Genomic DNA, 20,039 nt, shown 5'->3' with positions numbered 1-20,039 from the left:
GAAGGAGCTGCCCATGAGCGTCGAAAGACCCGTCATCTTCCGCAACGGACTCGTTCTGACCATGGACGACGCACATACCGTGCTGCCCGGCGCCGACGTGCTCGTGGCCGGCGGCCGGATCGCCGGGATCGGCCATCACCTCACCGCCCCGGACGACGCCGAGGAGATCGATGCCTCCGGCGGCATCGTGATGCCGGGCATGATCGACACGCACCGGCACATGTGGCAGACCGCCATGCGTGGGTACGGCACCGACTGGACGCTCACCCAGTACTTCGTCTGGTACTACCTGGAGTCCGGCCGGCACTTCCGGCCCGAGGACATCCACGCCGGCAATCTGCTCGGTGCCATCGAGGCCCTCGATGCCGGTGTCACCACCACTGTCGACTGGTCACACGGGCTGCAGACCCCGCAGCACGCCGACGCCGCGGCCGACGCCCTCGAGTCGGTGCCCGGCCGGTTCGTCCTCGCGTACGGAAACATCCAGCAGGGACCGTGGGAGTGGACCACCTCCGACGGGTTCCGCGACTTCTACCGCCGCCGCGTGGAGAACGGCAGGCTGGCCGGCTTCCAGCTCGCGTTCGACGTCACCGGCGATCCGGCCTTCCCGGAGAAGGCGGCGTTCGAGGTGGCTCGCGAGCTGGGCGTGAAGGTGACCACGCACGCCGGCGTGTGGGGTGCCACGAACGACGAGGGCATCCGGCTCATGTACGAGAACGGCTTCATGACCCCGGGAACCGTCTACGTGCACGCCGCGACGCTGAGCAGTGACTCGTACCATCGGATCGCCGCGACCGGCGGCTCGGTCTCGGTCTCGGTCTCGACCGAGAGTGAGCAGAGTGCCGGGCAGGGATATCCGCCCACCTGGGCGCTGCGCCGGCACGGCGTGCCGGTGTCGCTGTCGATGGACACCAGTGTGTGGTGGAGCGGCGACCTGTTCTCCGCGATGCGCACCACGCTGAGCGCCGACCGGTCTCGCGAGCACTTCGAGGCGCACGCCAAGCAGGAGACGATCACCCACCACCCGCTGCGTGCCGAGCAGGTGGTCGACTGGGCGACCCGCGGCGGCGCGAAGGCTCTCGGTCTGGACGCTGAGCTGGGCGCGCTCACCCCGGGCCGCGAGGCCGACGTCGTGCTGATCAAGAACGACGACTCCCCGGCGATGTTCCCGATCCTGAACCCCTACGGTCACGTGGTCTTCCAGGCCCAGCGGGGCGACGTGCACACCGTGCTGGTCGGCGGGAAAGCCGTCAAGAAAGACGGCAAACTGGTCGGCACGGACCTGGCAGCGGCGCGCGCGGCAGTGGGCACGACCGTCGACCACCTGCGCGAAACCCTTGGCGAGGAAGCCTGGCGAAACGGCCAGAACCCGGATCTGCCCCAGTCCGAGCTGTTCGACAACCCGTACCAGTACACCGATTACAACGCGGGTGAAGCTCAATGGAAGCATTGAGCGCATGACCGAACCCGGAAGAGGCGCAGGGCCTGACTTCATCGAGGCGCTCGCCCGCGGCCTCGACGTCGTGCGCACCTTCCGGCCCGGCACGCCGTCGATGACCCTCAGCGAGATAGCCGGGCTGACCGGACTCGCCCGGCCCACCGTCCGGCGGATTCTGATCACTCTCGAGACCCTGGGGTACGTGCGCGGCGCCGGCCGTGGGTACGCGCTCACCCCGCGGGTCCTCGACCTCGGGATGGCGTACGTCAACGCGCTGAACATGTGGGACGTCGCCCGTCCGCACATGGAGAAACTGGTCGTGCAGACCAACGAGTCGACGTCGATGGCCCAGCTCGACGGCAGCGACATCGTCTACGTGGCGCGGGTGGCCGTACCCAAGATTGTGACCCTGGCAGTGAACATCGGGACACGCTTTCCCGCCGCGGCGACCTCGATGGGCAAGGTGCTGCTGGCGGCTCTGCCCCCGGCGGCGGTGCCGGTGGTTCTCGCCGAGGCCTCCCGGTCCGGCATCACCCCGCGCCGGCACCCGGCAGCCGCCGAGCTGGAGTCGTCGCTGCGGGAGATCCGCGCGAAGGGCTGGGCGCTCGCCGACCAGGACCTCGCGCCCGGCATCCGCTCGGTCGCCACCGGTGTGCGCGACGGCGACGGCACCGTGATCGCCGCCGTCAACGTCACCGTGCACGCCGCCGAGACGTCGGTCGAGACCCTGCTCGACGAGCACCTGCCGAAACTGCTGCGCACCGCCGCCGACATCGGTCACGACTGGGCACTCACCGCGACCATTCCGTCGGTCATCGCCTGATTTGTCCCGAGGGGTGTCAGCGCCGGCCGGACCGGGCAAGTGCCTCAAGCATGCAGCTCAACGCGTTCCGAATCGCCGCCGCCGGCCTGCTGACCGCCTCCCTGACGGCGTGCAGTTCCGCTTCCGACACGACCGCCTCGGCCGCGTCCGCCCCGCCGTCACCCTCCGGCTCGGCCTCGGCTGCGCCGTCGGCCTCGGCTCCGGTGGACATTCCCGGCGATGCGCTTCTGCAGCCTTCCGATGTACGCGGGGCCGAGGCGCAGCCGCTCGAAAAGGGCGAGTTCTCGCACGTCCGTCCGCTGCGTCCGTGCGGTGACGGCCGTTATCCGAGTGACGAGAGCCGGACGGCCGCCGTGGCGATGCGCTACACCGTCGCGGGCGCCGAGGGCGGAAGCACCCCGACCGTGGTGACCGAATTCGTCGGACTGCACACCGGAACCGGCGCGGCCGAGCAGCTCACCGCGATCCAGTCGGGCCTCAAGGAGTGCCCGGGCGGCCTCGGCGACGGCGAACGCAGGTGGGTCGTCCTGGACTCCGGTGACGACTCGGTGGTCGTCCGCATCGACCAGCGGTTCAGCTACGCCGACGAGGCCCCGTCCACGGTCAGCCACTACGCCGCCGCCTCCCGCGTCGACAACGCCGTCGTGGTCGTCGCCGACCTGGGCTGGGAGAACCTCGGCGGCTCCGAGGAACTGGTCCGCGACCTGATCACGAAAGCCGAGAAGCGAGCGGCCATCCTGGCATAAATTGGTCATATGTCTGATCCGATGCTGGACTCGCTGACCGTGCGCAACGACTGGGCCGAACCGGACAGCGTGCTCGCCAAGTACGTCTCGCTGACCGATCAGCTCGTCGAGCACCAGGAGCCGGGTACGCCGTTCACGCTGACCGTGGGCGGTCTCGTCGTCGACGGTTTTCTCATTCCGCAGTGGCAGTGGTTCGCCGAGCTCAGTGAGCTCAACGATCACGAGGACGCGTACTACGTGGGCATGGCCGAGTACGTGAAGGAGCAGTCCGACCTCGCGCACGCCGCGGTGAAGAGCCGTGACATCGGTGAGGAGATCTCGTTCCGGCAGTACCAGGCGCTGTCCGCGCCGACCCGGTACATCCACCTGCGGGATGCCCGGATCTCGCGGCCCGGGCAGCTCGCCGGGGTGCCGGGGCGGCTGTGGCGCGGACGCCTGCGGGACGTGTCCGGCTGGACGCCGGGCCGCGCCGACGGATGATCATGCTGTGGATGCACTGAGAGTGCCTTCGTGCATAGTTGCGGCGAGGCATAATCTCGGCCGGTGATCCTCGTCTTCGTGCTCGTGCTGGTCGTCGTCCTGGCGATCCTCGGGGCCGCACACTGGTATGTCTGGCGGCGCCTGGTCCGTGACACCACCGTTGCCCGGTCGCGGTGGCGGCGGGCCGGCAATGCCGTGTTCATCGCCGGGCCGATCCTTGCCGTCGGTGCCCTGGCGGGGGAGCAGGCCGGATTGCCGCACGCGGCGGCCCGGGTGGTCGCCTGGCCGGGTTATCTGTGGCTGGCTCTGCTGATCTACCTATTCCTCGGGGTGGTCGTGGGTGAGGTGGTGCGGCCGTTGCTGAGCGGGTGGCTCGCACGGCGCTCCCCGGTTGCCGCTTCGCAGGGTGTCGCGATGCCCTCCGGGACTGAGCCCGTGGATCTGGTGTCCGAAACTGATGGGCCGTCGGGCGTATCTGAGGAAAGCGTGAGGGTCTCGCGCAGAGTTTTTGTGTCACGGGTTGTAGGCGGCGCAGCCGCAGCGGTCGCTGTCGGTACGGTCGGAGCGGGCACGGTCGGTGTGTTGAACGGGCCGAGCGTCAAGCGGATCACGGTGCCCCTGGCCAAGTTGCCGCGCAGTGCGCACGGGCTGCGGATCGCGGTGGTCAGCGACGTGCATCTCGGTCCGATCCTGGGCAGCGGGTTCTGCCGGCGGGTCGTCGAGACGATCAACGGGACGCAGCCGGACCTGATCGCGGTGGTCGGTGACCTGATCGACGGCGACGTGGAGGACCTGGCGAGCTCGGTCGAGCCGCTGCGCGGGCTGCAGTCGAGGCTCGGGACGTTCTTCGTGACCGGTAACCACGAGTACATCTCCGGTGTTGAACCGTGGGTGACCAAGGTGCGCGAGCTGGGCATGCAGCCGCTGCGCAACAGCCGGATCGAGCTGCCCGGTTTTGATCTCGCGGGCGTCGACGACCTCGCGGGTGAGGACGACGGCGCGGGACCGGACTTCGGCGCGGCGCTCGGTGATCGGGATCGGTCACGCGCTGTGGTGCTGATGGCGCATCAGCCGGTCAACATCTACGACGCGGTGGATCACGGCGTCGATCTGCAGCTGTCCGGGCACACCCACGGCGGGCAGCTGTGGCCGGGCAACTACATCGCCGAGATGGCCAACCCGACCAATGCCGGGCTGGAGAAGTACGGCGACACGCAGCTGTACGTGAGCCGGGGCGCCGGCGCGTGGGGGCCGCCGGTGCGGGTCGGAGCGCCGTCGGACATCACGATCGTGGAGCTGGCGTCCGGTGCCGCCTAGATTCTTCAGGCAATGATCAAAACCGGTCCGGACGCGGCTCTCGACGCGATGGTGCGGTGCGCGTCGGCGTGCGGCAACTCGCGATCCAGGACCACAGTCGGCTACCCGGCGGCGACCCGGGCGATCAGCCGGCTCGCGGCCGGTCTGGCGGCAGAACTCCGGAGCCTGATCGTGGCCTTGATTTAAGGCTCTCTTATGGAACGCGCCACTAGCGTCCTGCCCGTAACAGATGTGACAGCCGGACGAGCCGATCGAGGTGTGTGCCATGTCCTCACTGGAGGCCGCCGCGCGGCCGATCAACGTGCTCGCCGGGCGGGAACTGGAGTTCGTCCAGCTCGGCCACGCCATCGTCCTGGGCTTCTCCGGCGGCCGCCGGGTCGTCATCGAGTCCGTAGCCCGCCTCGGCGACATACTCGTCAAACCGGGCGAGCCCTCCGACGACCGGTCCGACTCGGGTGGTTCGGCCGGATCGGACGCCCTTATCGAATCGGATTGCTCGGACGAATCGGATGGCTCGGACGAATCGGACGAATCGGACGGCTCGGACGAATCGGACGGCTCGGATGGCTCGGAAGCGCTGGCCGTGCTCCTCGGCGACGTGGTCCGGGAAGCCCGAGCGGGTTTCGACGGCGAGCTGCGCATCTCCTTCGCCCGCGGCGCCGAGCTGCGCATCGACCCCGACGCGGACGCCGAGTCATGGGCCGTCACCGGCCCGGACGACTTCCTGATCGTCTGCATGCCGGGCGGCGAACTGGCCGCCTGGGGCGGCGCAACCGCCGGCGCGTGACGGGTGGGCCCACCGGCGGCACCCACAGGTTGCCGACGGCTTGACCTTTCCACGGCAGATCAATGCGCCGGAACGCCCGCGCATTGATGTGCTGCGGTTTCTCGGCGCGAGGTGCCGCTCGAAGACCTTGTGCGGTTCGGCCGGCCGATCGACCCCAAGCGCACGACTTGCGGGGCGACCGCCGGTGGCATGTCGGTTCGGGTGGTTTGGCGAGTGTCGTGGTGACGGTTTGCCACCACAAGCGATGGATACTGTCGGATCTTGGAGACTCGTGGGTGTTCTATGCCGTGTTCCATGCCCCCACAGATCTCCAAGGTGCGGCTGACGTGGTGTTTCACAGTTCCAACGTGGTGACGCGGTGCTCCACAGTTCCAACGTGGTGACGCGGTGCTCCACAGTTCCAACGTGGTGACACGGTGCTCCACAGTTCCAACGTGGTGACACGGTGTTACACAGCTTCGACGTGGTGACGCGGTGCTTCGCGGTTTCGACGTGGGAGACGTGGTGCTTCGCCGATCTTGTGGAGTTCGGTGAACCGTTTGTGTGTAACTCCGCAAGATCGGCCAGGCCTGTTCGATCTTGTGGAGTTGTGCGGGTGCGTCTGCCGGGAAGTCCACAAGATCCAAACCGGGCGGGGCGGGGCAGAGCGCAGGGTGTTTCACAGCTTCGACCTGGCGAACGCGGTGCTTCGCGGTTCCGGCGTGGGTGACGCGGTGCTTCGCGGTTCCGGCGTGGGTGACGCGGTGCTTCGCGGTTTCGACGTTGGAGACGTGGTGCTTCGCCGATCTTGTGGAGTTCGGTGAAACGTTTGTGTGTAACTCCGCAAGATCGGCCAGGCCTGTTCGATCTTGTGGAGTTGTGCGGGCGCGTCTGCCGGGAAGTCCACAAGATCCAAACCGGGCGGGGCGGGACAGAGCGTGGGGCAGGACGAAACGCGGAGCAGGACAAAGCGCGGAGCAGGGCAAACGCGGGGCAAAAGGCGGGACAGAGCGCGGAGCAGGACAAAGCGCGGAGCGGGGCCAAACGCGGGCAAAACGCGGGGTGGGGCGCGGAGCAAGGGACCGCGATGGCTGGTGCTGCGCCCGCGGTGGGTGCTGGCGCTGTTCTATGCTCCGTCCTGGCGGGCGGCTTTGCGGGCTCGGTACTCGCGCGCCTTCACCCGGTTGCCGCACTCGCTCATGCCGCACCAGCTGCGCGTTCCGCCGCGTGACCTGTCCACGAACAGCCGGGTGCACGCCGCCCGCTCGCACTCGCGGACCCGGGGTGGCGACTCGCCGTACATCTCGCCCAGCAGGGTGACCGCCGCGCGCGCCACCTCGGCGGCGGCGGCGTCCAGGTCGCCGGCGCGCTGCGCGCCCCGAGCGGTCAGGGTGAGTGCGGCAGGCGGTCCGGCTGCGGCCTGATTGAGGGTACGCAGATCGGCCGCGGCCGGGTCGTCGCCGGCGAGCGCCCCGTGCACCAGCCGATAGGTGGCCTCCCGGAGAACGAGGAGCCTGTCCAGATCGTCGGCGTCAGAGGCCGGCGGGTCGCTGAGCAGCCCCGCTTCGACGGCCCAGCGTGCCGCGTCACCCGGCGCGGCCAGGCCTTCCTCCGGTGCGCTGCGGCGCCACTTGAGCGTGCCGAGCAGGTCGAGGGCGGCGTTTCCGCTGACGAAGACGAATTGCACGTCACCACCTTGACAGGTGACGTGGGCTTCCTGCAAGGTTCTCGACGTCACCGGCTAAGGGGGTGACGAATTGGAGGAGGGCGCGTTGATATCCACTGACGACTATCTGTACTTCGCCGGCCGGGCACTCGGCGGCATGGCCGGCATCGTCGCCGAGCTCGGCGACGACCTCGCCAACACCCGGCCGCCGCTGCCCGGGGCGAACACGCCGTACGCCCTGCTCACCCACTGCCTCGGCGTGGTCGAGTTCTGGTCGGGATCGCTCGTCGCCGGGCGCAGTGTGATCCGGGACAGGGATGCCGAGTTCGTCGCCGCCGGCCCGGTCGCCGCGCTGATCACGGAAGCTTCAGCCGTACAGAAGCGCCTGGAATCGGACGTGCGTGGCGCGGAGCCGCAGGCGGCGCTGCGAGGGCGACCGCCGGAGTCCTTCCAGGGGCCGGACCGGGAGCTGAACCGGGGCGGGGCGCTGATGCACGTCTATGAGGAGCTGGCGCAGCACCATGGCCAGATGGAGATCATGCGGGACGCGATCCGGGCCATGGCATGACCGTTTTCGATTCCCGGGTGGACATTTCCCGGCTGCGTTCCGGGCACGGGGTGAAGTGGGGCGCGCTGGCGCCGGGCACGCTCGGCGCGTGGGTGGCCGACATGGATTTCCCGGTGGCGCCGGTGATCCGGCAGCGTCTGGCGGAGGTCACCGATCACGGATATCCGCACTGGCCGGGTGGGGATCCGGTGGTGGCGGCGTTCGGTGATCGGATGGTGTCACGGTTCGGCTGGGAACCCGCGCCCGGACAGACCCGGGTGTTCACCGATCTGATCCAGATCCTGCAGGTGATCATCGAGGTGGCGACGTCGCCGGGGGACCGGATCGGTGTGTACCTGCCGAACTATCCGCCGTTCCTGGCCAGCATTGCTCGCGCCGGCCGTCAGATCGTGTCCGTTTCTGATCCGGCTGATCTGGCGGGGTGCGCGCTGCTGCTGCTGGTCAATCCGCACAATCCGACGGGCCGGGTTTTTGGTCGTGACGCGCTGGTCGCGCTGGCTGCCGCGGCGCAGCAGCACGACGTCATCGTGCTGTCCGACGAGATCCACGCGGATCTGGTGTATGCCGGGCATCAGCACGTCCCGTTCGCCTCGATCAGCGCCGATGCGGCGGCGCGCACGGTGACCGCTACGTCGGCGACGAAAGCGTTCAACATCGCCGGGCTGCGGTGTGCGGTGGCGCATCTGGGACCGGCGTCGATCCGGGCGGCGCTGGACCGGTTCCCGCTGGACTATTTCGGACAGCCGAGCACGCACGGGCGGGTGGCCACGGTGGCGGCGTGGCGCGAGGCGGACGGCTGGCTCGCCGGGCTGATGGACGTCCTGACCACCAACCGTGCCCAGGTCACACGGTGGGCCGCCGATCTGCCGTGGGACACCGGGTACCGGGAGCCGGACGGCACCTATCTGGCGTGGCTGGACTTCGCGCCGCTGGGAACCGACCCGGCCGGGCTCCTGGAGGAGAAAGCGCTGGTCAGACTGGGTCGAGGCGCGGACTTCGCGCCGGAGGCGGCGTCGTTCGTACGCCTCAACTTCGCCACCAGCCCGCAAGTCCTCGACCAGATCCTCTCCCGGATCACCGATGCCCTCTGACACATGCGCCGCTGAGCAGGAGATCGTTGTCCGATGACTACGACCATCGTCGCGATGACCGACGAGCACGCCGCCGCGGTTCTGGAGATCTATCGGCTCGGGATCGCGACCGGCAACGCCACCTTCGAGACGGAACCGCCCTCGTGGGACCGGTTCGCCGCCGCGCGCCTGCCGGAGCTTCGCTTCGTCGCTCTCGACGCCGGGGGAACCGTGATCGGGTGGGTCGCCTGCAGCGCCGTCTCGGATCGCTGGGTCTACGCCGGTGTCGTCGAGCACTCGGTCTACGTCCATCCCGATGCCGGTGGCAGGGGAGCCGGCCGGGCACTGCTCGGCACGCTGATCACCGCCACCGAGGCGGCCGGGATCTGGACCATCCAGTCCGGGGTATTCCCGGAGAACGCCGCGAGCCTTGCCCTGCACGCTGCCTGCGGTTTCCGTACCGTCGGCACCCGCGAACGTGTCGGCCGGCACCACGGGGTCTGGCGGGACGTGGTGCTGATCGAGCGTCGCAGTTCCGCCATCACCTGATGAACGCGGTAGTTCCGCCGTCATCTGACGCGGACAGGGCGAGGCCCCGGCTGATCCGCAACCATCAACCGGGGCTTCGCTTCGTAGAACTCAGACCAGGTCGTAACGGTCCAGCTCGGTGACCTTCGTCCACGCCTTGACGAAGTCGTTGACGAACTTCTCCTTGGCGTCGGCGCTGGCGTACACCTCGGCGAGGGCCCGCAGCTGCGAGTTCGAGCCGAAGATGAGGTCGACCACCGTGGCGGTCCACTTCACCTGACCGGTGGCGAGGTCCTCGATGTCGTACACGTGCTCGGTGTCCGACGCCTTCCACTTCGTACCCGGCGAGAGCAGGTTGACGAAGAAGTCGTTGGTGAGGACGCCCGGCTTGTCGGTCAGCACACCGTGCGTGCTGCCGGCGAAGTTGTTGCCGAGCGCGCGCAGGCCCCCGATCAGGACCGTCGCCTCCGGCGCGGTCAGGTTCAGCATGTACGCGCGGTCGATCAGCAGGATCTCCGGCTGGGTCTTCTCGCCCGGGCGCAGGTAGTTGCGGAAACCGTCGGCGCGGGGCTCCAGAACGCGGAACGAGTCGACGTCGGTCTGCTCCTGGCTGGCGTCGGTGCGGCCGGCCCGGAACGGCACGGTCACCTCGACACCGGCGTCCTTCGCGGCCTTCTCGACGGCGGCGTTGCCGGCCAGCACGATCAGGTCAGCGACGGAGATCTTGGCGCCACCGGCGGCGTTGAACTCCTGCTGGATCTTCTCGAGGGCGTCGATCACCGGGATGACCGGCTGGTTGACCTCCCAGCTGCGCTGCGGCTCGAGGCGGATGCGGGCGCCGTTCGCACCACCGCGCTTGTCGGTGGAGCGGAAGGTGGCGGCCGACGCCCAGGCGGCGGAGACCAGCTGCGCGACCGAGAAGCCCGCGTCCAGAACCTTCGCCTTGAGTGCGGTGACGTCCGCCTCGCCGACCAGCTCGTGGTCGACGGCCGGGGTCGGGTCCTGCCACAGCTGAGCCTCGGGCACCCACGGGCCGAGGAAGCGGTCGACCGGGCCCATGTCACGGTGCAGCAGCTTGTACCAGGCCTTGGCGAAGGCCAGCGCGAACTCGTCCGGGTTCGCCAGGAAGCGGCGCGAGATCTTGTCGTACGCCGGGTCGACGCGCAGCGACAGGTCGGTCGTCAGCATCGTCGGGCGGTGCTTCTTCGCCGGGTCGAACGCGTCCGGGATGATCTCGTCAGTGGTCTTGGCGACCCACTGCTTCGCGCCACCGGGGCTGGTGGTGAGCTCCCACTCGTAGCCGTAGAGGATCTCGAAGAAGCGGTTGCTCCACTGGGTCGGCTTGTCGGTCCAGGTGACCTCGAGGCCGGAGGTGATGGCGTCGGTGCCCTTGCCGCTGGCGTGCGTGCTCAGCCAGCCGAGGCCCTGCGCCTCGATCGGCGCGCCCTCGGGCTCGGCGCCGACGTGACCGTCGGCGACACCGGCGCCGTGGGTCTTGCCGAACGTGTGACCACCGGCGATCAGCGCGACGGTCTCCTCGTCGTTCATCGCCATCCGGCCGAAGGTCTCGCGGATCATGTGCGCCGCGGAGAGCGGGTCGGCGTTACCGCGCGGGCCCTCCGGGTTCACGTAGATGAGGCCCATCTCGGTGGCGCCGACGCCCTCGGGAATCGCGTTCTCGTCGAGGTAGCGGGCGTCGCCCAGCCAGGTGTCCTCGGGACCCCAGAAGATCTCCTCGGGCTCCCACACGTCGACACGGCCGAAACCGAAGCCGAAGGTCTTGAAGCCCATCGACTCCAGCGAGACGTTGCCGGCGAGAACGAGCAGGTCGGCCCAGGAAACCTTCTGGCCGTACTTGGCCTTGACGGGCCAGAGCAGGCGGCGCGCCTTGTCCAGGTTCGCGTTGTCCGGCCAGCTGTTCAGCGGGGCGAAACGCTGCCCGCCGTCACCGGCGCCACCGCGACCGTCGTGGATACGGTACGTGCCCGCCGCGTGCCAGCTCAGACGGATCATGAGGCCGCCGTAGTGACCGAAGTCAGCCGGCCACCAGTCCTGCGAGCTGGTCAGAACCTCGGTGATGTCGCGCTTGAGGGCCTCGACGTCGAGCTTCTGGAACTCCTTGGCGTACTCGAAGCTCTCGCCGAGGGGGTTGCCCTTCGCCGAGTGGGCGTGCAGGACCGACAGGTCGAGCTGGTTCGGCCACCAGTCACGGTTGGTGCGCGGGCGGCCGCCGGTCTTCGGGGTCGGCGCGTCGATCGCCGGGTTCTCGCTCTCACTCCCGCTCGCGGTCACGGAATCGTGCGCCACCGGGCACTTGCCCGCTGCGCTGTCCTGGGTGTCGCTCATGTGCTTCCTTCTTCCGAGCTGGCGGTGTTGGGGGTCAAGCAGCTGGGGCAAACACCCCAATAGACGACCTCCGCCTCGTCGATCACGAACCCGTGGTCGTTGGAGGCGGTGAGACAGGGTGCGGGGCCGACCGCACAGTCGACATCGGCGATCGTGCCGCAGGAGCGGCACACCACGTGGTGGTGGTTGTCACCCACCCGCGACTCGTAGTGGGCGATCGCGCCGGCGGGCTGGATGCGACGCACCAGCCCGGCATCGGTGAGCGCACGTAGCACATCGTAAACCGCCTGGTGAGAGACGGCAGGAAGATCCGCCCGTACGAGTGCGATCACCGCGTCGGTGTCGACGTGAGGGTGGTCCCGCAGCGCGGCGAGCACCGCGAGCCGGGGCCGGGTGACGCGCAACGAAACCGCCCGAAGCTGTGCCTCAAGGTCGGCCGTCATGGCGAAGACCTTAGGGCAGTTTTCTGGAATGAATCAAGTTTTCAAACCTATGTGTCGGCGGGCACACCACTTCGTGGTTCTTTTGTGCGAATGGCCTACCGTGCGTCCTCGTGAAGCTCGCGCGTGTTGCTCTGGTGCTCTTCGCCGTGGTGGACGTGGTGGCCACGGTGCTCGCCGTCGGCCACTACGAGGACCGGATCACCGTGGTCACCCATGGCCGGCCGGACATCGGGCCGGCGGCGTACGCGTACGGCTTCGCCGAGTTCGTCCTGGGGCGTGACGTGCTCGGTGCCGTCGGGGTGGTGTGGGTTCTCGCCCTGGGAGCAGCACTGGTTCTGAGCCGGCGGGTGCTGCTGTCCCGCGAGGAGCGCCCGGTGGTGCTGGTGTCGGGTGTGCTCGTGGTGGTGCGTGCGGTGCACTACGCGCTCGCGGCCCCACCCAGCCCGATCGTCGACGGCGTGCTGAACACGCGGCCGGTGGCGTATCCGCTGTGGACTGTCGCGGCGGTGGCGGTAGTGGTGACCGCGGCGCGCCTCGCCGCCCAGCTTCGCCAGGAGGCTTCCTCGCTCGGGTGATTCCGGCGGCCACTGTCCTCGCTTGAGCCCGGCGCGGCGCAGGTTCCGTGTGCCCGTGTGCCCGTGTGCCCGTGTGGAGTTCGCCTTCTCTGCCGCGCCATCGGCTCGATCCGCACGGTCAGCGGCGAGCGGCCACGCCGGCCTGGCCGCTCGCCACGCCCAGTGGAACGTAGCCGCCGGCGCGCGAGCATCTCCCTGGCAGCACCGGCCACGCTGATCGGGTCGTGGGCGCTCCGGAAGGTCATCGCGTACTCATCGGCGCGATCCTGAACTTCACCCCGGCGGTTAGCGCATTGATCATTGTGGGTATGCGAAACAGCATGACCCGCGCAGGGTTCACCCGGCGAGACACCGCATCGACCGAGTTCATGGACGACCCCGGCTGCGACCCCGAGCGCCTGGAACGCACCTACCAGCAGTTCCGCACGGTCAACCGGCTCGTCTCGGGCTGGCGGCGCATCTATCGGCAATGGATCCGGCCGCGCCTGGACACCGGCCGCCCCACCACGATGCTGGACATCGGCTTCGGTGGCGGAGACATCTCCCGGGCCCTGGCGGGATGGGCCGCTCGGGACGGCCTGGCGCTCCGTACCACGGCCATCGACCCGGACGAGCGCGCTCTCCGCCATGTGCACCGGCTCCCGGCTGCCGGAGTTCGCTTCGAGCAGGCGTCGAGCGCGGACCTGGTGGCCCGCGGCGACCGGTACGACCTGGTGATCTCCAACCACCTCCTCCACCACCTGGACACGGGCGAACTGGCCGCGCTGCTGGCGGACAGCGAGGCGCTGTCCCGCCGGCTGGTCGTCCACAACGATCTGTCGCGGGCGCGTGTGGGCTACGGCCTCTACGCTGTGGCCACGCTGCCGTTCGCCCGCCGGTCCTTCATCCATCAGGACGGATTGCTCTCGATCCGCCGCAGTTACCGGCGCGCGGAGCTGCAAGCGGTCGTTCCGCAGGGATGGCAGGTGAGGCCGATGTTCGCGCAACGTCTCCTGCTCACCCACGAGGGCGAGCAACGAGAGGGCGAGCACCGAGAGGGCGAGCAACGGAAAGGAGAGCACCGATGAGCGACCGATGGACTCGGCCCCTGGTCACCGCCGCGGCCGTGAGCTACGCGAGCAACGCCGCCTTCGGCGCGGCCGTCGCCGCGGGCGCGATCGACACCGGGAGCATCCGCTGGGTCCACCACGCCCTGTACGTCGTGACCGCCTCACTGACAACTGCCGCGCTCGCCGCCGGCGCGATCGAACGCCGGGCCGCCGGCCTCGCACTGCTGCCGGCGGCCGGTCCGCTCATCGCGCTGCCGTACGCCGGTGGACACCTTCGCCGGCATGCCGCCGTCGCCGGTTCGGCGGCGCCGGTGTTCGCCACTGCCCTTGTTCTGGCCTGGAGGAGACGCTGATGGACTTTCTCGATGTGGTGCGCCGCCGCCGGACCACCAACGGCCCGTTCCTGCCCGACCCGGTCTCCGCGGAGCACCAGCGGCTTCTCATGGAGGTCGCGGGACGTGCCCCGTCGCAGCTCAACAGCCAGCCGTGGCGGTTCGTGATCGTCGAGGAACGCCCGACGATCGAGGCCATCGCGCGGATCAGCGGGGAGAGCATGACCGAGGCGATGTCCAACGGCACCTTCTTCGAGCGGTACAAGCCGTACTTCCGATTCAGCAAGGAGGAGATGGAACGACGCCGCGACGGGATGCTGTTCGACCGCCTGCCCGCGCCGCTGCGCCCGTTCACCGGTCAGGTGTTCACCGCCCGCGGGCAGAAACTCATGAACGCCATGCGGGTCCCGCACAGCCTCGGCGAGGAGAACCGCAAACTGGTGGCCGGCTCCCCGCTGCTGCTCGGCGTGATGCTCGACCGATCCGAGTACCGGCCGGGGGAGTTGTCCTCGTTCTACTCGGTGTTCAGCATGGGCGCGGCGATGGAGAACCTCTGGCTCACCACTGTCGAGCTCGGCATGGGCATCCAGTTCATCTCCTTCCCGATGGAGGTGCCGGGCCGCTGGGACGAGATCGTCCGCCTGCTGGAGGTACCGGACGATCTCGAACTGATGGCCGTGTACCGCTTGGGTTACCTGCCCGAACAGCAGCGCCGGCCGCCCATCGACTGGACCAGCGAGCAGCGCAAACTGCCGTCGCAGTACGTCTTCCGCGGCACCTGCGCCACCCCACAGGAAGGCTGGGACTGAGCCGGCGCGATGATGTACCGCGTGCTCGACCTTCTCGCCGAACTTCACGTCCGCCCTGTCAAACTCGTCTTCGGAGGACGTGAAGGCTTCACGCTGTGGGGCGGCAACGTCGACGGCGACCTCGGCTTCTTCCTCACCGGCACGACAGGCCGGGTCCTGCTCGCCGATTCACCCGCTGACCTTCAGCGTCGCCTGCGTCATGAGGGCGGCGGCCGTCTCACCCGGCTTCCCGGGTTCGAAGCCGTCCTGGCCAGCGACGAGACCCTCGCCGACGCCGCGATCGACAGGATCGACTTCGTCCGGGCCATCGCCGCCATCCAGCAGGGGCCGCAGGCCGCCGCGAACAGCGCCGGCACGATCCTCACCTGCCTCAACGCCGCGGGCGACCTGGCACGGCAGCTGCGCGCCGCCACGGTCCTGAACGGTCTGCGCGACACCGGTACGCCGTTGCGGGAGCTCTACTGCTTCCTGTGGGACGAGGCCGGCCCGATCGCCCCGGTCACGGAGTTCGGTGAGCTCACCGCCTGGTTCACCGCGAACCTCGAGCCGCGTTGAGCCTCGCTGCCTGGCGGGTCAAGTGGTCCCGCTCGGCGAGGTTCGGCGCTTTCAACGCGGCCTCGGCGTACAGCCGCGCCGCCGCGACCCGATCCCCGTCCCGCTCGTGCAGATAGGCGGACACAGCGGCGTACCGCGGCACCGATTCATTCACTTCGGCCAATGCGGCTAACCCGGCGCGAGCCCCGTCCGCCTCGCCGACGGCAACGGCTCGATTGAGCCGCACCACCGGACTCCCGGTCAGCCGGAGCAATTCGTCGTACCACTCGACGATCTGCACCCAATCGGTCTCCTCGGCGCGAACAGCGTCCGCGTGCAATGCCGCCACGGCCGCCTGCGCCTGGAATTCCCCGAGCCGATCCTGCCCCAGCGCCGCCTGCAGAATCGCGACACCCTCAGCGATCATCGCGGTGTCCCACAGACCGCGATCCTGCGCGGCGAGCGGCACGAGACTCCCGTCCGCCGCGACCCGGGCACCGCGACGGGCGTGATGCAGCAGCATCAGCGCGAGCAGGCCCCGAACCTCCGGGTGATCGATAACGGACGACAGCACCCGGGTCAGCCGAATCGCCTCGGCCGCCAGGTCGACATCGCCCGAATACCCTTCGTTGAACACCAGGTACAGCACCCGCAGCACGGTCCCGACATCACCCGGCTGGTCGAGGCGTACCCCGGACACGATCCGCTTGGCCCGGCTGATCCGCTGCGCCATCGTCGCCTCCGGAACGAGATAGGCCTCAGCGATCTGCCGCGTGCTCAGCCCACCCACGGCCCGCAGCGTCAGCGCGACCGCCGACGCCGCGGTCAGCGACGGATGCGCACACAGGAAGTACAGCTGCAACGTGTCGTCAGCCTCCGGTGCGCGCCCCGCCGGAGGCTCCTCACCGAACCGTTCCTCGCGCTGCCGCCGCGCCGCATCCGACCGGGTCGCGTCCAGGAATTTCCGCCACGCCACCGTGACGAGCCACCCTTTCGGATCCCGCGGCGGCTCGTCCGGCCACGCCCGCACGGCCTCGACGAGCGCGTCCTGGACGGCATCCTCGGCCGCCGCGAAGTCAGCTCCGCGGCGGACGAGAATCCCGATCACGCTGGGCGTGAGTTCCCGGACGTTCACTCGGTGACAGTCGGCGGCATGTGCAGGAACGGTCGCACCTCAAGCCACTCGTGGATCGGCTTCCCACCGGCCCCGGGCGCCGCCGACAGCTCCCCGGCGAGCTCCAGAGCCCGCTCGTAACTGTCCACATCGATGATCATCCACCCGGCGATCAGATCCTTGGTCTCCGCGAACGGCCCGTCGGTCACCGGCGGCCGCCCCTCACCGTCGTACCGCACGAATGTCCCCTCAGGCGCCAGCGCCTGCCCGTCGACGAACTCCCCGCTCTTCTCCAGTCGCGCGGCAAAGTCGTTCATGTACTGAATGTGCGCCGCAATCTCCTCGGGCGCCCACTTCTCCATCGGCACGTCATTGACCGCCGCCGGCGCGCCACGGTAGTGCTTGAGCAGCAAATACTTACCCATGGTGGTCTCCTGAGTCTCCGGTGCGACCGGTCCCGGTCACGCTCCACCCCAGGGACGGAGCCCGCCACTCGATCTCGACACTTTCCCTCACCCTATTTTTCGGTACGCGTTCCGGCCTCCCACAAACGCAGCCGACACCTCCCGTGCCTACACCGCGACCCGATCGCGTCGCCCAGGCCGCTGCGCGCCCATCGCTACCGGTGCGCCCTCACCCACCCAAACCCCTGAAGCGCCCCAAGCCCAGAGCGAGCTCCCAGCCCTTTGCCTAGCCTCCTAGGATGCCTAAGGGTGGGTCGACCCCGTCACCACAGTGGCCCATCGGCGTCCCGCGACGTTCACCAGCGCTCGCTCCTCATCGGTGACGAACTGGCAGATGGTCCGCGATCGCGCTTCCCCGGCCGCCCGTTCTCGGTCGGCGACGAACACGGCGATCGTCTGCCCCACCGGGCTGAGCGTGAACACCGCGTAGGCGGCCGTGAGCACGGCGGCACCAGCGCACCACCGATACAGGGTTGCCGGCACGCTACGACGCAGGGCCAGCAGCGCGCGCTCTCCGTCAGGTCAACGGAGGCCCACGCAGTCGTACTCCCAGAACGTGTCCGCGTACACAAAGGTGCCGGTCATCCACGGTTGGTAGGCCGACAGCCCGACCACCTGGAAATCCGCGTCCGGAATCCTCAGCGACGGCTTGCGGAACCCCTGCTCGACGGCCGGCCCGAATCCCAGCCGCGAGTAGTACCGAGGATCGCCCTCCAGGAACACGAGCGGAACCCCGAGTTCGTCAAGCCGCCGCAGCCCTTCGCGGACCAGCGCCGACCCCACGCCCCGCTTCTGCCAAGCCGGCGCGACGGCAAGTGGGCTCAGCGTCCGCACCGCGACGATCCGCTGCGGGGCGTCAAGCCGTGCCCGGCTGAACATCACGTGCCCGACAACGTCCCCGCCCTCGTCGGCAACGATGGAGAGCGCATCCGGATCATCCCGCCTCAGCGCTTCCACCAGCTCGGCAACCACCTCACCGTGCTCCCCGCCGAGCAACACCCGGAGCGTGGCAAGGGCCGCAGGCCGCGGACGGTGCCTGCTGTAGGCCACGGCCTCGGTCAGGACGCTCGTCCTCGCGGTGGATTCCGCCTCGATGGCCCCGCAGGCGATGAGGTAACGCACCACCTCCGGGGGTGCTCCCATCACGAAACCGGTCCCCGCGGGCATTCGGGTCCGCCCCACCGGCCAGAGCCTGCGCGACGGCTGCCTCATCACCGGCTCGCACCGCTTCGACGAGGCGTTGATCGGCTTCAGGGTCCATCGACGGTCACCCCTTTCCGTGCCAGTGAATGCGCGGAGACGCCGAGCCGGCGCAGCGCCTCGGCGCGGACGGACTCGATTCTCCTGGCCTGGACCAGGTCGGGGTGCCGATATTCTGCCGCTTGGACAGTGGGGCGCTGGTCGCGATCGTGCTGATCGCGACCAGCGCCCCACTGGCTGACGGTCAGACGCGGACGCTTGCCAGTTTCGGGAGCAGGCCGGTCTCGACACTGCCGGACGCGTCGATGGCGAAGCGCCAGCGGGCCTCGTCGGCCTGGATCACCACGACCGACCACAGCTGGCGCGGCTCCTCGACGAGGGTGGTGACGTATTCCAGGTCGCGGCCGCGCGGGGCGGTGGCGAGCAGGATGACGCCGCCCGCCGAGGCCTCCGCGATCCGGGCCGCGTCGGCGACGGTCGTTGCGTCCACGCCGGTGAACCGCTCGGCCGGGTCATGGTCGAAGCCGACCCGGACGACCTCGATGTTCGAAGCCCACGGGCTGCGGGTGAGCCGGACCGACCAGGCGCGGGCCAGCTCGTACGCGCGGTCCCGGTCACCCTCCAGGCTGATCACACCGCCGGACTGGGCCAGGTTGAGCAGCACCTGTCCGGAATCTGTCAGACCGAGCGGCACCAGACGCGGGAACGGCTCCGGAATCGTGGCGTCGACGGCGGCCTGCTGGACGTAGGCGACAGTGGTCCACCAGGTGCGGCCCTCCTCGCCGACGGTCCAGCCCACCGGGGCGCGCTCGTCCGGCGTGGACAGCCGCACGGTGATCGTCTCCGGGCCGAGGACCAGGGCGATCGTCTCCGGTACGGCCAGGGACTGTTGCTTGCAGGCCGCGGCGAGCACCCGGGTGGCGCGGTCGACGGTCCAGGCGTCGGAGTCGCCCATCACAGCGTTCATCGCGACCGGCGCGGTCTTGCGGCGCCAGGTGAACGAACGCTGCTTCTTCGCGGGCTTGGTCTTCGTGGTGCCCCGGTCACGGCTGCGCAGGGCGAACCAGCCACCGCCGGCCAGGAGCAGCAGGACCACGACGCTGATCACCGGGATCAGCCAGGAGTTCGAGGACGTGCTGGCCGGCTCGGCGGCTGGGGCGGCGGCGGCCTCGGTCGTCGCGGCAGCAGCCGGGTCGGTGGCGGCGGGAGCGGCCGGAGCGGCAGCCGACTCGCCGGCGGCCGGCGGGGTGAAGTCGGGCAGCACGCCGACCTGCACGCCGTCGCCCTTGGCATCCTCGGGCAGGCGCAGCACCCAGTCCGGTTCGAGCACCTCGGGATCGGCCACCTGCTGGCCGCCGGGCTCCCAGCGACCCTTGTTGAGCTCGAAGATCTCCATCGCGCGGTCGCCGGTACCGAGGAATCGCTCGGCGATCTCATAGAGATATTCCGGCGCCCCCTGGTAACTGTCGGTGACGACGTAGTACGCCACCGTCTGCCCCTGGTCGGCCGGCGCCGGCAGGGGATCCGCGGTGGCGGGCCCGGTGAAAAGGACGGCCGCGACGGCGGCCGCGGTGACCCCGGCCATCAAAAACCGCAGCGCGGCGCGGGCCGGTCGGCCGAGCCATGTCATCGTGTGCTCCTCGAAGCTCAGCGGGTCAGTCATCGATCCGGGCCGCTGGTGAAGAACGACAGTGGCCCATGATCGCCGCATCTTAAGGCGTCACCGCAGGGGGCGGGATCGGGAGTGTTTCATCCAACATAGACAAGATCG

General features: G+C 69.3%; 23 protein-coding genes. 15 read left to right on the top strand and 8 right to left on the bottom strand.

Annotated elements, in window-relative coordinates:
* Nucleotides 1-13 precede the first annotated feature (13 nt).
* The 7 genes from ACQP2E_RS19360 (at nt 14) to ACQP2E_RS19330 (ending at nt 5,591) form a co-directional block, all read left to right on the top strand.
* Nucleotides 14-1,453 (top strand): amidohydrolase family protein, encoded by a 1,440-nt coding sequence (locus tag ACQP2E_RS19360; protein ID WP_433833624.1) that lies wholly within the window; start codon nt 14-16, stop codon nt 1,451-1,453.
* 4 nt (nt 1,454-1,457) lie between these two features.
* The gene (locus ACQP2E_RS19355; RefSeq protein WP_433833622.1) at nt 1,458-2,261 is read left to right on the top strand and encodes an IclR family transcriptional regulator domain-containing protein; all 804 of its coding nucleotides are present in this window, start codon (nt 1,458-1,460) and stop codon (nt 2,259-2,261) included.
* 50 nt (nt 2,262-2,311) lie between these two features.
* Nucleotides 2,312-3,007 carry a hypothetical protein gene (locus tag ACQP2E_RS19350; RefSeq protein ID WP_433833620.1) on the top strand — a complete coding sequence of 232 codons (696 nt, stop codon included), beginning with the start codon at nt 2,312-2,314 and terminating at the stop codon, nt 3,005-3,007.
* Between the two features lie 9 nt (nt 3,008-3,016).
* Nucleotides 3,017-3,487 carry a hypothetical protein gene (locus ACQP2E_RS19345; RefSeq protein ID WP_111652427.1) on the top strand — a complete coding sequence of 157 codons (471 nt, stop codon included), beginning with the start codon at nt 3,017-3,019 and terminating at the stop codon, nt 3,485-3,487.
* A gap of 63 nt (nt 3,488-3,550) precedes the next feature.
* On the top strand, nt 3,551-4,804 hold the full coding sequence (locus ACQP2E_RS19340) for a metallophosphoesterase (RefSeq protein ID WP_433833618.1): 1,254 nt from the start codon (nt 3,551-3,553) through the stop codon (nt 4,802-4,804).
* 12 nt (nt 4,805-4,816) lie between these two features.
* Nucleotides 4,817-4,990: a hypothetical protein gene (locus tag ACQP2E_RS19335; protein WP_433833616.1), complete on the top strand. Its 174-nt coding sequence runs from the start codon at nt 4,817-4,819 to the stop codon at nt 4,988-4,990.
* A gap of 79 nt (nt 4,991-5,069) precedes the next feature.
* Nucleotides 5,070-5,591 carry a DUF6188 family protein gene (locus ACQP2E_RS19330; protein WP_433833614.1) on the top strand — a complete coding sequence of 174 codons (522 nt, stop codon included), beginning with the start codon at nt 5,070-5,072 and terminating at the stop codon, nt 5,589-5,591.
* A 1,105-nt stretch (nt 5,592-6,696) separates the two neighbouring features.
* On the opposite strand, the gene ACQP2E_RS19325 is transcribed toward ACQP2E_RS19330, so the two are convergent.
* Entirely contained in the window at nt 6,697-7,257 is a 561-nt protein-coding gene (locus tag ACQP2E_RS19325) for a CGNR zinc finger domain-containing protein (protein ID WP_433833612.1), read from the bottom strand.
* An 85-nt stretch (nt 7,258-7,342) separates the two neighbouring features.
* On the opposite strand from ACQP2E_RS19325, the gene ACQP2E_RS19320 reads away from it, so the two are divergent.
* Genes ACQP2E_RS19320 through ACQP2E_RS19310 form a run of 3 tightly spaced genes read left to right on the top strand, consistent with a single transcriptional unit; the run spans nt 7,343 to nt 9,423 of the window.
* Nucleotides 7,343-7,804 (top strand): DUF664 domain-containing protein, encoded by a 462-nt coding sequence (locus ACQP2E_RS19320; protein WP_433833610.1) that lies wholly within the window; start codon nt 7,343-7,345, stop codon nt 7,802-7,804.
* Nucleotides 7,801-8,895, top strand: a complete 1,095-nt coding sequence (locus ACQP2E_RS19315) for a MalY/PatB family protein (RefSeq protein WP_433833608.1) — start codon at nt 7,801-7,803, stop codon at nt 8,893-8,895. The genes ACQP2E_RS19320 and ACQP2E_RS19315 overlap by 4 nt, the downstream gene beginning before the upstream one ends.
* A gap of 33 nt (nt 8,896-8,928) precedes the next feature.
* The gene (locus ACQP2E_RS19310; RefSeq protein ID WP_433833606.1) at nt 8,929-9,423 is read left to right on the top strand and encodes an N-acetyltransferase family protein; all 495 of its coding nucleotides are present in this window, start codon (nt 8,929-8,931) and stop codon (nt 9,421-9,423) included.
* Between the two features lie 90 nt (nt 9,424-9,513).
* Here ACQP2E_RS19310 and katG read toward each other — a convergent pair whose 3' ends face one another.
* A complete protein-coding gene (gene katG / locus ACQP2E_RS19305) occupies nt 9,514-11,748 on the bottom strand; it encodes a catalase/peroxidase HPI (protein ID WP_433833604.1) in 2,235 nt (744 codons plus the stop codon).
* A complete protein-coding gene (locus ACQP2E_RS19300; protein ID WP_433833602.1) occupies nt 11,745-12,191 on the bottom strand; it encodes a Fur family transcriptional regulator in 447 nt (148 codons plus the stop codon). Before ACQP2E_RS19300 ends, katG begins: the two co-directional genes overlap by 4 nt.
* Before the next feature lie 110 nt (nt 12,192-12,301).
* On the opposite strand from ACQP2E_RS19300, the gene ACQP2E_RS19295 reads away from it, so the two are divergent.
* From ACQP2E_RS19295 to ACQP2E_RS19275, 5 genes are all read left to right on the top strand, one after another.
* Nucleotides 12,302-12,766, top strand: coding sequence for a hypothetical protein (locus ACQP2E_RS19295; protein ID WP_433833600.1), 465 nt, complete (start codon nt 12,302-12,304; stop codon nt 12,764-12,766).
* Nucleotides 12,767-13,074: 308 nt separating this feature from the next.
* On the top strand, nt 13,075-13,833 hold the full coding sequence (locus tag ACQP2E_RS19290) for a class I SAM-dependent methyltransferase (RefSeq protein WP_433833598.1): 759 nt from the start codon (nt 13,075-13,077) through the stop codon (nt 13,831-13,833).
* A complete protein-coding gene (locus ACQP2E_RS19285; RefSeq protein ID WP_433833596.1) occupies nt 13,830-14,168 on the top strand; it encodes a hypothetical protein in 339 nt (112 codons plus the stop codon). The genes ACQP2E_RS19290 and ACQP2E_RS19285 overlap by 4 nt, the downstream gene beginning before the upstream one ends.
* Nucleotides 14,168-14,956 carry a nitroreductase family protein gene (locus ACQP2E_RS19280; RefSeq protein ID WP_433833594.1) on the top strand — a complete coding sequence of 263 codons (789 nt, stop codon included), beginning with the start codon at nt 14,168-14,170 and terminating at the stop codon, nt 14,954-14,956. The genes ACQP2E_RS19285 and ACQP2E_RS19280 overlap by 1 nt, the downstream gene beginning before the upstream one ends.
* 21 nt (nt 14,957-14,977) lie before the next feature.
* Nucleotides 14,978-15,511, top strand: a complete 534-nt coding sequence (locus ACQP2E_RS19275; protein ID WP_433833592.1) for a hypothetical protein — start codon at nt 14,978-14,980, stop codon at nt 15,509-15,511.
* Here ACQP2E_RS19275 and ACQP2E_RS19270 read toward each other — a convergent pair.
* From ACQP2E_RS19270 to ACQP2E_RS19250, 5 genes are all read right to left on the bottom strand, one after another.
* Entirely contained in the window at nt 15,486-16,625 is a 1,140-nt protein-coding gene (locus tag ACQP2E_RS19270; RefSeq protein ID WP_433833590.1) for an RNA polymerase sigma factor, read from the bottom strand. The genes ACQP2E_RS19275 and ACQP2E_RS19270 overlap by 26 nt on opposite strands.
* On the bottom strand, nt 16,622-17,029 hold the full coding sequence (locus ACQP2E_RS19265; protein WP_433833588.1) for a YciI family protein: 408 nt from the start codon (nt 17,027-17,029) through the stop codon (nt 16,622-16,624). Before ACQP2E_RS19265 ends, ACQP2E_RS19270 begins: the two co-directional genes overlap by 4 nt.
* A 282-nt stretch (nt 17,030-17,311) precedes the next feature.
* Nucleotides 17,312-17,512, bottom strand: coding sequence for a hypothetical protein (locus ACQP2E_RS19260; RefSeq protein ID WP_433833586.1), 201 nt, complete (start codon nt 17,510-17,512; stop codon nt 17,312-17,314).
* 78 nt (nt 17,513-17,590) lie between these two features.
* A complete protein-coding gene (locus tag ACQP2E_RS19255) occupies nt 17,591-18,211 on the bottom strand; it encodes a GNAT family N-acetyltransferase (RefSeq protein WP_433833584.1) in 621 nt (206 codons plus the stop codon).
* 301 nt (nt 18,212-18,512) lie between these two features.
* On the bottom strand, nt 18,513-19,898 hold the full coding sequence (locus ACQP2E_RS19250; RefSeq protein ID WP_433833582.1) for a LysM peptidoglycan-binding domain-containing protein: 1,386 nt from the start codon (nt 19,896-19,898) through the stop codon (nt 18,513-18,515).
* Between the last annotated feature and the right edge of the window lie 141 nt (nt 19,899-20,039).

Source organism: Actinoplanes sp. CA-015351, from assembly GCF_050955685.1.
In the GTDB taxonomy this organism is placed as follows: domain Bacteria; phylum Actinomycetota; class Actinomycetes; order Mycobacteriales; family Micromonosporaceae; genus Actinoplanes.
This window is presented reverse-complemented; position numbering and strand designations above follow the sequence as displayed.